The organism is Dactylosporangium sp. CS-047395 (assembly GCF_050942185.1).
Taxonomy (GTDB): Bacteria; Actinomycetota; Actinomycetes; order Mycobacteriales; family Micromonosporaceae; genus Dactylosporangium.
The window spans coordinates 9,972,675-9,983,849 of sequence record NZ_CP192015.1 but is presented as its reverse complement, the minus strand read 5'-3'; the positions used below and the strand labels follow the sequence as shown (position 1 = coordinate 9,983,849).

General features: G+C 72.0%; 8 protein-coding genes. 4 read left to right on the top strand and 4 right to left on the bottom strand.

The features are described 5' to 3' along the window. Positions 1-58 precede the first annotated feature (58 nt). From fliF to flgB, 4 genes are read right to left on the bottom strand one after another with little or no spacing between them, the layout of a single operon-like run. Positions 59-1,672 carry a flagellar basal-body MS-ring/collar protein FliF gene (gene fliF / locus ACQP00_RS46655; RefSeq protein WP_433210055.1) on the bottom strand — a complete coding sequence of 538 codons (1,614 nt, stop codon included), beginning with the start codon at positions 1,670-1,672 and terminating at the stop codon, positions 59-61. Continuing rightward, entirely contained in the window at positions 1,672-1,992 is a 321-nt protein-coding gene (fliE, locus tag ACQP00_RS46650; protein WP_433210053.1) for a flagellar hook-basal body complex protein FliE, read from the bottom strand. The genes fliF and fliE overlap by 1 nt, the downstream gene beginning before the upstream one ends. Before the next feature lie 2 nt (positions 1,993-1,994). Continuing rightward, on the bottom strand, positions 1,995-2,399 hold the full coding sequence (locus tag ACQP00_RS46645) for a flagellar basal body rod protein FlgC (RefSeq protein ID WP_433210051.1): 405 nt from the start codon (positions 2,397-2,399) through the stop codon (positions 1,995-1,997). Between the two features lie 5 nt (positions 2,400-2,404). Continuing rightward, entirely contained in the window at positions 2,405-2,746 is a 342-nt protein-coding gene (flgB, locus tag ACQP00_RS46640; RefSeq protein WP_433210049.1) for a flagellar basal body rod protein FlgB, read from the bottom strand. Between the two features lie 242 nt (positions 2,747-2,988). On the opposite strand from flgB, the gene ACQP00_RS46635 reads away from it, so the two are divergent. From ACQP00_RS46635 to ACQP00_RS46620, 4 genes are read left to right on the top strand one after another with little or no spacing between them, the layout of a single operon-like run. Next, positions 2,989-5,193, top strand: a complete 2,205-nt coding sequence (locus tag ACQP00_RS46635; RefSeq protein WP_433210047.1) for an MMPL family transporter — start codon at positions 2,989-2,991, stop codon at positions 5,191-5,193. A gap of 22 nt (positions 5,194-5,215) precedes the next feature. Continuing rightward, positions 5,216-7,120 (top strand): glycosyltransferase, encoded by a 1,905-nt coding sequence (locus ACQP00_RS46630; protein WP_433210045.1) that lies wholly within the window; start codon positions 5,216-5,218, stop codon positions 7,118-7,120. Continuing rightward, positions 7,117-8,949 carry an FkbM family methyltransferase gene (locus tag ACQP00_RS46625; protein ID WP_433210043.1) on the top strand — a complete coding sequence of 611 codons (1,833 nt, stop codon included), beginning with the start codon at positions 7,117-7,119 and terminating at the stop codon, positions 8,947-8,949. The genes ACQP00_RS46630 and ACQP00_RS46625 overlap by 4 nt, the downstream gene beginning before the upstream one ends. Further along, a complete protein-coding gene (locus ACQP00_RS46620; protein ID WP_433210041.1) occupies positions 8,949-11,102 on the top strand; it encodes a glycosyltransferase family 4 protein in 2,154 nt (717 codons plus the stop codon). Before ACQP00_RS46625 ends, ACQP00_RS46620 begins: the two co-directional genes overlap by 1 nt. Positions 11,103-11,175: the final 73 nt, after the last annotated feature.

The window sequence follows — 11,175 nt, the reverse complement described above, 5'->3', positions numbered from 1 at the left end:
CACCAATATCGTGATAAGTCCGAAATGTCGCGGCGCGCCAGCGCCCGACATTTCGCAATCAGCCCCGCCGGTCGGCGAGCCACCCGCGCAGGAGCTGCGCCACCTCGTCCGGCTGCTTCTCCACCATCGTCGAGAGGTCGCGGAACCGACCGTCCCGGTCGAACTCGTCGCCCGGCGCGCCCCCGCCCTCCAGCGCCGGCGCCCCGGCCGGCCCGCCGCCGCCTTCCAGCTGCAGCTTCGCCCGCGCCGCCTCGATCGCCGACTGCATCTCCTCCAGCGCGGCGTTCTGCTCCTCGGTGAGCTTCTGCTTCTCCGCCTTCTTGCGCTTGCGCTGGGCGAGCGCCGCGATGATCAGCAGGATCAGCAGGGCCAGCACGATCGCGCCCATCTGGATGTACTGCTGCATCACCTCCGCCTGCTGCCCCTTCGCCGCCTCCTTGGCCGCGTTCTGCTCCGCCGTCGCCGCCGAGGTGTCGAAGGCCATGGAGGACACCGCGATCTGGTCGCCCCGCGTCGCGTCCAGCCCGACGGCGGAGGAGACCAGCTGCTGCAGCTGCGCGAGGTCGACCTTGGCCACGGCGCTGTCGACGATGACCGCGATGCCGAGCTTGTTCACCTGCCCCGGCGCCGTCTTCGTGGTCTCGGTGACCATCCCGACCGCGTTGTTGCGGGTCTCGGTCGTCTGCTGGTACTGCCCGTCGCCCCCGGCCCCCGTACCGTTGGGCACCTGGATGTTGTCCGGGCCGAGCACACCGCCGACCGGAACCCCGTTGCCGCCGGTGTACTGCTCCGACTTCTTCTGCTCGGACAGCGGCGGGATGGCCGGGTCGGCGACGTACTTCTGCGTCTTGGTCTCGGTGTTGTCGTAGTTCAGCGCGGCCGTCACGTTCACGGCCGAGTGCCCCGGCCCGACGACGGTGTCGAGCATCGTCTGCACGGCCGAGCGCAGGCGTTGCTCGTAGGCCGAGGTCGCCGCCGAACTGCTGTCGCCGCCGCCCCCGCCGGAGTCCGATGTGGACAGCACCTTGCCGCTGGCGCTGACGACCGTGACCGCGCCCGGTTCCAGCCCTTCCACGCTGGAGGAGACCAGGTTCACGATCGAGGTGACCTGGTCGCCGTTGAGCGTCTTGGTGCCGGTGTTCACGAGCACCGAGGCGGTCGGGGCCTGCTGCTCGTCGGTGAACACGTCCTTCTCGGGGATGGCCAGATGCACCGTCGCCGCGTTCACGTTCTTGATCGAGCCGATGCTCTTGGCCAGTTCGCCTTCCAGGGCCCGCCGGTACGTCACCTGCTGCATGAACTCGCTGGTCATGATGCCCTGCTTGTCCAGCAGCGCGTACCCGGCGTCGCCCTGTGCGGGAAGGCCGGCCCCGCTCATCTCGATGCGCAGCGCGTACACCTGATCGGCGGGCACGTTGATGGTGCCGCCGCCGTCGGAGAGCGTGTAGGTGACCCCGTCCGCGTTGAGCTTGTCCACGATGGCGCTCGCGTCGGCGGCGGCCAGGTTCGAGAACAGCGGGGCCATGGTCGGCTTGCCGGACCAGCTCGCGAAGAACCAGCCGCCGATCGCCAGGGCCAGGATGGCGAAGATCGTGACGGCTTTCTGGCCGGGGGAGAACGACTTCCAGCCGTCGATGCCCCGCCGGCCGAGCGCGGTGAGCCGGTCACGCATCAGGCCTGCATCCTCATGATCTCGTTGAAGGCGTCAAGGGCCTTGTTGCGCACGGCGACGGTGAGGCTGGTGGCGAGGTTGGCCTCGGTCGCGGCGATGATGTAGTCGTGCACGTCGGTGAGCCGGCCGGTGGCGGCCTCCACGGCCAGGTTGTCGGCGGTGTTCTGGACGTCCTGGAGCTTCTGCAGCCCCTGGGCGACCATGTTGCCGAAGTTCAGCCCGGCGGCCGGGTCGGCCGAGGAGCCCGGCGTGCCGGTCGCGTTCATCATCGAGGAGACGGGGGAGATCGCGCCGAACGGCTGGATCGCGTCAATGCTCATGTTCAGCCCTTACCGACCTGGATAGCCGCCTGGTACTGGTCCTTGGCCCGGTCGACGACGGTCAGGTTCGCCTGGTAGGCCCGCTGCGCCATGATCAGCTGGGTCATCTGGCTGCCGAGGTCGATGTCCGGGTACTTCACGTAGCCCTCGCGATCGGCCAGGGGATTCTCCGGCTCGTACACCAGCCGCCCCTTCGGATCGCCCAGCGCGGTGCCGGCCACGACCACGCCGCCCTCACCGTCGCCGTAGTGCACCGCCTGCGCCTGGACGTAGCGGGCCCGGAAGACCTGCCCGCTGGTCGGCACGGCGTCGTTGATGTTCGCGATGTTGTCCGCGACGGCGTCCAGCCACTTGCGGTAGACGGTGACGCCCGTGCCGGCGATGCCGATCGCCCCGAAGATGGTCATCCCGATCAGCCCCGGATGACCGAGCGGAGCAGGCCGAACTTGTCGTCCGTGGCGCGCAGCATCGTCTGGTACCGCAGCCCCGTGTCGATGTTCGAGAGCACCTCGTGGTCGAGGTTCACGTTGTTGCCGTCCTCGCGGGTGGGTTCGAGGGACCGCGCCGTGGTGAGCTCCGCGTCCTTCGGGTCGCCGGCCTGCACCGCCAGGCGCAGCGCGTCCTCGAAGTCGACACGGCCGGCCAGAAAACCGGGCGTGTTGATGTTGGCGATGTTGTCGGCGATCACCCGTTGCCGCTTCGACAGGCCGGTCAGGGCCCCGTGCAGCGCGACCTGGGTGGTGTCCTCGAGCATGAAAACCGAGCCCCCCGTCGGTGTGTCGCCAGTCCATTGGCTCAGGGGTGAGCCATCCTGGCTCACTGGAGGCATCGGCCCGGTAGCGGCCATGTTGAGGCAGAACGGTGCTTTCTTCGGTTGCAAACCGGTGGCTGTCCGTGACCCCTGATACTCAGGGGATCCCCGGGTTCGTGATTCCGGGTGCGAGCCGGGTGCAGCCCGGATGTCCGCGGGACGCCCGATCCATAGCGTCATCAGGCGTGGAGAAGAGACCGGTTACAGTTCGCGTCGCCCGCTGGAGTGCGGAGCACCCGTGGCGCGCCATTGCACTCTGGGTCGTGTTCGTCGCCGTGTGCTTCGTCGGCGGGAACATGGCGGGCACCGTCGAGGCGACCAACCGCGACGCGGCCATCGGCGAGTCCGGCCGGGCCGACGTCATCGTCGACGACGGCCACTTCGACAACCCGGCCGTCGAGAGCGTCCTCATCACCGCCCGCACCGGCGCGCTGGACACCGACGCCGCCCTGAAGGCCGCGGCCGACGTCAAGACGGCCATGCAGGGCCTGCCGGACGTCGCCGAGATCAGCGACCCGCTGCCGTCGCACGACAAGAGCGCGATCCTGGTCCGGGTGACCCTGAAGGGCGACCCCGACACGGCCCAGGACCGCCTCACCCCGCTCACCGCGGCCACCGCCGCCGTCCAAAACCGCCACCCGGACCTGCGGGTCGAGGAGACCGGCGGGCCGTCCATCTCCAAGGCCATGGACGACACCCTCGGCAAGGACTTCCAGCGGGCCGAGTACCTGAGCCTCCCGGTCACCTTCGCCATCCTCATCGTGGCCTTCGGCGCGCTCATCGCGGCCGGCATCCCGGTGCTGCTGGCGCTGTCCTCGGTGGCGGCCGCGCTCGGCCTTTCCACCCTGGCCTCCCACCTGGTCCCGTCGACCGACACCACCTCCAGCGTCATCCTGCTCATCGGCATGGCCGTCGGCGTCGACTACTCCCTGTTCTACCTGCGCCGCGAGCGCGAGGAACGGGCCCGCGGCCGCGAGCACCTCGACGCGGTCGAGCTCGCCGCCGAGACCTCCGGGCACGCCGTGGTCGTCTCCGGCATCGCCGTGACGATCGCGATGGCCGGGCTGTTCCTCGCCGGCGACGTCGTGTTCTCCTCCCTCGCCCTCGGCTCGATCCTCGTCGTGCTCGTCGCCGTGCTCGGCTCGCTGACCGTGCTGCCGGCGCTGCTGTCCAAGCTCGGCCGCTGGATCGACCGGCCCCGCGTGCCGCTGCTGTGGCGCCTCACCCGCCCCCGCACCGACGAGCGCGGATCCCGGGTCTGGTCGGCCATCCTGCGCCCCGCGCTGCGCCGTCCGGCCGCGACCCTCGCCATTTCGGTACTCGCCCTGCTGGCCCTGGCCGCGCCCGCGCTGAGCATGCGCCTGACGTTCCCCGGCATGGAGGACCTTCCGCGCACGACCCCGGCGATGCAGGCGTACGACCGGCTCGTGAAGGCCTTCCCGAGCAACGGCACCGTCCACACGGTGGCCGTGCGTGTCCCCGCCGGGCAGCTGGACAACACCAGGGAGGCGCTGACCCAGCTCGCGCAGAAGGCCGCCGGCGACCCGCTGTTCGCGCCGCTGGACCAGGAGCCGCAGATCGAGGTGTCCAAGGACGGGCGGGTCGCCGTGCTCGACGTCGCCACCCCGTTCGAGGGCCGCTCCGACCAGGCCAAGGAGTCGCTGACCCGGCTGCGCACCCAGCTCGTGCCGCAAACCCTGGGCGCCGTGCCGGGCGCCGAGAGCGCGGTCGGCGGGTTCGTCGCGGCCGACGTCGACTACGCCAACCACGTCAAGCACAAGCTGCCGCTGGTCGTCGGGTTCGTGCTGGTGCTGACGTTCATCGTGATGGCCTTCACGTTCCGCTCGGTCGTGATCGCGCTGACCTCGATCGCGCTGAACATGCTGTCGGCGGCCGCGTCGTACGGCCTGGTCGTGCTGATCTTCCAGGGCACGTGGGCCGAGGGCATCCTGGGCTTCACGTCCATGGACGCGGTCGTCTCCTGGCTGCCGCTGTTCCTCTTCGTGGTCCTCTTCGGCCTCTCGATGGACTACCACGTCTTCGTGGTCAGCCGGATCCGCGAGGCGGTCCGCTCGGGCCTCACCACCCGCGAGGCGGTCGCCAAGGGCATCTCCGGCTCGGCCGGGGTGGTCACCAGCGCGGCCGTGGTCATGGTGGCGGTGTTCGCCATCTTCGCCACGCTCAGCACGATCGACATGAAGCAGCTCGGGGTCGGCCTGGCCGCCGCGATCCTGCTCGACGCGACCATCATCCGCGCGGTCGTGCTGCCCTCGCTGATGACGCTGCTGGGCGACGCCAACTGGTGGGCCCCGCGCTGGATGCGCCCGCGCCCGGCGCCGCGGCACAGTGTGGCGGAACTTGACGGCGAGAAGGTTTTCCTAAAGGTGTGACCTGGGTGCCGATGGGGCCGGTGTGCGGAACAACACACGCCGGCCCTGTGCGGCCGTCATCCTCCCCTCCCGCGACTCGATCGCGTATCGGCGCTGCGCCACGCTGGCCCGCCAGGTGGCGGCCCGCGGCTGGGACGTGCTGGCGATCGAGCCGACCCGCGCCCAGGGCACCGCGACACTTCGCGAGACGGGCCTGGAACAGGGCGTCAGGCAGTACACCCTGGAAGTTCCCGGTCCTGAACCGTTCTTCGGCGACACCCCGTCCGAGCGTCTCCTGGCCGAGCTGCTCGTCGGCCGCGACGTCGACGTCGTGCACGTCCACCTCGCCGGCGAGCTCGCCGACGCCGCCCTGCTGGAGCGCACCTGGCTGCTGGGCCTGCCGCTCGTCGCGAGCGTCCACGCCGGCTGGGCCCCGCCGCCCAGCGAGGCCGCGCAGGTGTTCCTCACCGACCAGTTCACCCGGGCCGACCTCGTCTGCGTCGCCGACCACCGCGGCCTGCTCGCCGACTGGCTCGACCCGGGCAGCCCGGTCCTCGACCACTCCAGTCCAGGAGCGGGAAAGGGCTGGGCCGACGTGTACCGCGAACTCGCCGGCGACCTCGAGCCGCCCCAGACCGACCTGTCCCTCGGCGTGGTCATCACCACCTTCCAGCGCCCGGCCGCGTTGCACGACTGCCTCGCCGCCCTGTGCGAGCAGACGCTCCCGCGCGAACGGTTCCACGTCGTGGTCGTCGACGACGGCTCGCCCGAATCGGCCGAGCTGGTGGTGCTGCCATTCCTCGACCGCCTCGACCTGACCTTCATCCGGCTCGACCAGAACGCCGGGCCCGGCGAGGCGCGCAACGTCGGCATCGAGGCGAGCCACGCCGACATCCTGTTCTTCCTCGACGACGACGACGAGCCCGCGCCGCGCTGCCTGGCCGAGCACCTGCGCACGTACGTCGAGCACGGCAACGACGTCGACGCCGTCCTCGGCTGGACCGGGCCGGCCGCCGACCGGGCCTGCAGCGTCGAGGCCTGGCTCGCCTTCCGGGGCACCGTGTACCGCAGCCACGAGGGCCTGCGGCACTTCGGCATCGGCGACTGGCACCAGTTCTGGGGCGGCCGCTCCAGCATCCGCCGCTCGGTGCTCGGCGACGCGCGCTTCGAGGTGCCGTTCGCCGAGGACGCCGACCTCGCCTACCGGCTGTCGCGCAAACCCCGCGGCCTGCGCGTGGTGCACAACCGGCACGCGGTGCAGCGGGTGCGGATCGGCCTCGACCCGGTGTCGCTGATGCGCCGCGCGGGTCGCGTCGGGCAGGCCCGGGCGCACCTGGCCGAGCGCCATCCGGATCTGCGGACGCACCCGGCGTACCGCGGAACCACCTATGAGGCGACGACGCGCAAGGTCGGCCGGCGCACGGACGCGCGCCTGCGGCTCATGACCACCAACCTGCCCTCGACCGTCGAGGAGCTGCGCAAGGCCCACGACCCGCACGGCAAGGGCACCCTGCTCGACCGCATGCACCAGGACCTCGTCACGGTCAGCTCGATCGAGGCCAGCCTGGGCTGGCTGCTGGTCACCCGGCGCACCGCCGCCCGCGAGGAGGGCCGGCCGCTGCGGATCGGCATCAGCGCGCTCTCCCCGCTGCTCGACGAGGTCGCCGGCGAGCTGGCCCAGGCCCCGTCGGGCGCGGCGGTGCTCGTCGTCGGGGTGCCGCCCGGCCTCGCGATCACCGCGGCGGACATCGACGTGCCCTGCGAGTACGAGATGCTCGACGGCCAGGGCGCCGACGACCTCTGGCGGGCGTGCGACCTCGTCGCCTCCTTCGCGCCCGTGGACGGCCACGACCCGGCCCGGCACGGCCTGCCGCTGCCGCGCGGCCCGATCGCCGAGACCCTGCGGCGCCTGCTGAACATCCGCGACCTCGTGGGGAGCCTCCGATGAGCAAGACCGCAGTTTTGGAACGGCTCCTCATCCCGCGGGTCTTCCACCGCCTCGCGCTCGGCGGGCCGCTGTCCGAGCGGGAGCGGGCCCTCGGCGAGACCTGGCGGCAGCAGCACCCCGGCTGGGAGCTGCGACTGTGGACCGAGGCCGACCTGCCGCCGCTGCGCAACCAGGCCCTGTTCGACGCCGCGCCGGCGGGGCAGCGGGCCGACATCGCGAAGTACGAGCTGCTGCTCGCCCACGGCGGCGTGTTCATCGGCACCGACATGGAATGCCTGCGCAACATCGAGCCGCTGCTGGACGGCGTCGAGGTGTTCTGCGCCCGCGAGGACGGCTTCCGGCTCGCCGACGGCGTGCTGGGCGCGGCCGCGGGCAGCCCGCTCATCGAGGCCGTGGTCGCGGCGCTGCCGAACTCGGTCGGCTGGCGCCCGGGCCGGCCGCGCGACGAGCAGACCGGGGCCGAGCTGCTGACCCGGATCGTGGCCGAGCAGGACGCGCTCGGACGCGCGACGCCGGCCGTGTTCGGGCCGGAGCTGTTCTACCCGTACCACTGGACCGAACCGCCCCGCGCGGGCGCGACGTTCCCCGCGGCGTACGCCGTGTGCCACTGGCTCTCCGCGTTCCCCTCGGACCTCGCGCCCGCGGTCGCGCCGCCGGTCGAGCCGCGGGTGGTCGCGAAGGGCGCGGCCGTCGACCGCATCGTGGTGACCGTCGACCCCGACCTCGTGGAGTCGGCCGCCGTCGTGCTCGCGGGGGCGATGGAGCTCGCGATGGCCACGCCAGGCATGGAGCTGGGCCTGGTCGTGAAGGGCGTTCCCGAGGTCACCGAGGCCGTCGGCGACGCGATGGCGGGGCTCATGCAGCAGCTGGCCGGCGGGCGGGACATGCCCGAGGTCGTGGTGTACAGCGAACCCGAAGGCGAGGGCCTGGCCGCGAGCGTGCGGCTGGCGATGAGCGACGACCCGGCCGCCAACGCCCGGGCCCTGCTGTCGCGTTCGGTCGCCCCGGCTCCCGCCGCCGCTGCCGCGCCTGAGCAGCCCGCTCCGCGCGGGGGCATGCGCGGCACCTACATCGGCAACAACCGGATGCTCGTCGACGTGGTGTACGGCGCGATGCTCGTCGTCCCCTCCGACGACTACAGCCTCATGCCGTCGCTGGTGACGTGGGGCGCGATCGAGCCGCCGCTGACCAAGTTCCTCGCGGGCGAGATCAAGGCCGGGCAGACCTTCGTGGACGTGGGCGCCAACATCGGGTACTTCACCGTGCTCGCCACCCAGCGCGTGGGCGCGGCCGGGCGGGTCATCGCGTTCGAGGCCAACCCGACGACGGCCGGCATCCTGCGCGACAACCTGGCCGTCAACTGGCTCACCGAGCACAACGTCGAGGTGCGCAACCAGGCCGCGTACTCCGAGAACGGCACCATCGCGTTCAACGCCTCGGCCAAGTGGGTCGGCGACTCCTCGATCCGGCACCGCCCCGAGAACGCCCACCGGGTCGACGAGATCACCCGGATGGACATCCCGGCCGTACGCCTCGACGACGCGCTGGCCGGCGCCGGGACCATCGACATCCTGAAGATCGACATCGAGGGCGGGGAGTACCACGCCTTCCTCGGCATGCAGAACCTCATCCGCCAGCGGCGCATCCGCCGCATCGTGTTCGAGTGGAACGCGGTGATGCTGGGGGAGGAGCGGGACCGCTTCGCCGACCTGCTGCGCGGCATCGACGGGCGCCTCTCGGTGCTGGACGCCCAGGCCCGCCCGACGCCGATCGCGGTCTCGGACCTCGAACGGGTGGCGTTCTACCCGTTCGCGGTCATCGATCTCTGATGGGTCTTCGCCTCAAGAACACCGACCCGGCGATCGCCGGTGTCCTGCGGCCCGACCTGCCCGCGGCGGTGACCGCGGCCCGGCGGCGCGAGTTCGCCTCCCGCCGCGCGCTGTCGGTCACCGCGCGGCTGCCCGGCTCGCGCGCCGTACTAGCGGGCCCTCTGCGGTTGTGTTATCTGGCCCCGCGCACCGACGTCGGCGGCGGGTCGCGCATCCTGTTCGAGCACGGCAACCGGCTCACCGCCCACGGCCACGAGGTGACGGTGCTGAGCCACTTCCCCCGCCCGGACTGGATCGACGTGCGGGCGCGCTTCGTCCAGGTCCCGTTCGGCGTGGAGCTGACCTCGGCCGTGCCGGCGTGCGACGTGATCGTGTGCGGATACTGGGACCAGATCCTGGCCGCCCGCGCCCTGGGCAAGGCCCCCGTGGTCCACTTCGAACAGGGCGACTTCCACCTGTTCGAGGAGATCGACCGCGAAACGTTCGGCATCGCATCGCGCAACCTGTCCGCGGCGGACGCCACGATCACCGTGAGCGCCACGGTTGCAACGGTGCTGGAGTCCCGCTTCGGCGTCACGGCGGGCGTGGTGGGCAACGCGGTGGACCGCGCGGTGTTCACGCCCAACGGCCCGCCGGCCGCCGCCGACCGGCCCTATTTGCTGTTTGTGGGCTGGGACGGCAACGCGTTCAAGGGCATGGACGAAATGCGCCGCGTGTACTCCCAGTTGACCGCGACCGGCCGCCCGCTGGACCTGGTCTGGGTGACCCCCCGCCCGCCCCTGGTCCCGCTGGGCCGCGTGGTGGTAGCCCCCGACCAGCCGACTTTGGGCGCCCTGTTCCGCGGCGCGGCGGCGTACGTCTGCTGCTCCCGCTACGAGTCGTTCTCACTGCCCTGCCTGGAGGCGATGGCCGCGGGCACCCCGGTCGTGGCGACCCGCAACACGGGCGTCCTGGAGTACGCCCGCGACGGCGAAAACGCCCTGCTGGCCGACATCGGCGACGTCGCCGTTCTCGCGGCCCAGACCGCGCGCGTCCTCGACGATCCGCTGCTTTCCCAGCGCCTGCGCGAGGGCGGCCTGAACACCGCGGACGCGTACTCCTGGGACGTGATCGTCGGCCGCCTCGACGGCGCGTACCGGGCCGCGGCCGGCGCTTGGACGCCGCCTTCGCTGCCGCCGGGGTGGGTGTTCGCCTTGGACGGTTTGGCCTTCACCGACCCGTCGGCACCTTCGGCGCTGCGGCGGATGGCGGCGGCTACGGCGGCGAGCGCTATCGCGGTGCCGGTGTCGTACCCGGCCTTCGAGGGCCACCGCGCCGTGCGCTGGCGCGTGGTCGCCCGCCGTGGCCCTGCTACGAGCAACAACGTCTCACCCGAGGCCAGCGCCGCGATTGGCGACGCCGCGCGCGGCGATGGCGTTGCGGGCGGCGGCGTTGCGCGCGACAGCGGCGTTGCGGGCGGCGATGGCGTTGCGGGCGGCGGCGTTGCGCGCGGCAGCGGCGTTGCGGGCGGCGATGGCGTTGCGGGCGGCGGCGTTGCGCGCGGCAGCGGCGTTGCGGGCGGCGGTGGCGTTGCGCGCGGCGGTGGCGTTTCGGGCGACAGCGGCGTTTCGGGCGGCGGTGGCAGCGGCGTTGCGCGCGGTAATGGCCTTGTGGGCGTTGCGGGCGGCGGCGTCTCCAACGGCGGCATCGCGGACCGAGGCGCGCCGATCTCCCGGAACAGCGCCCTCGACGCCGACGCAGTCCGCGCCTACCTTCCCGCCGCCGACCTAGCCGCGACGGCCGGGTCGCCGCCGGCCGGCGTGCCGTACGCCGCCGCGATGCGCGACTTCGCCGCCGGCCGGATCGAGGCCGCGCTGGACGGCTTCATGACCGTGTTCCAGCGCCCGGGAGCCCGCGCGGAGGCCGGGCGCTGGGTGGTGCTGTGCCTGCTCGAACTGGGCCGCGACGTCGAGGCGGCCGAACTCGTCTCCGGGGCCGTCCGCGAGTTCCCCGACCACAGCGACTACCAGTACCTGCAGGCGATGGTCGGCCGCCTCACCGGACGCCGGGTCGACCGTGACGCCTACGCCGCCGCGATCGCGATGCTCGGGCCGGCCACCCATTACGCCGAATGGTTCGAGGACCCGGCGAGCCTCATCCGCGGGCGCTTCTAACGTTCCGACGCTTTCAAAGCGCCAGTGCCTTGACCACAAACGTTGGCGGTGTTGGATGACACGTCGCCGGCAG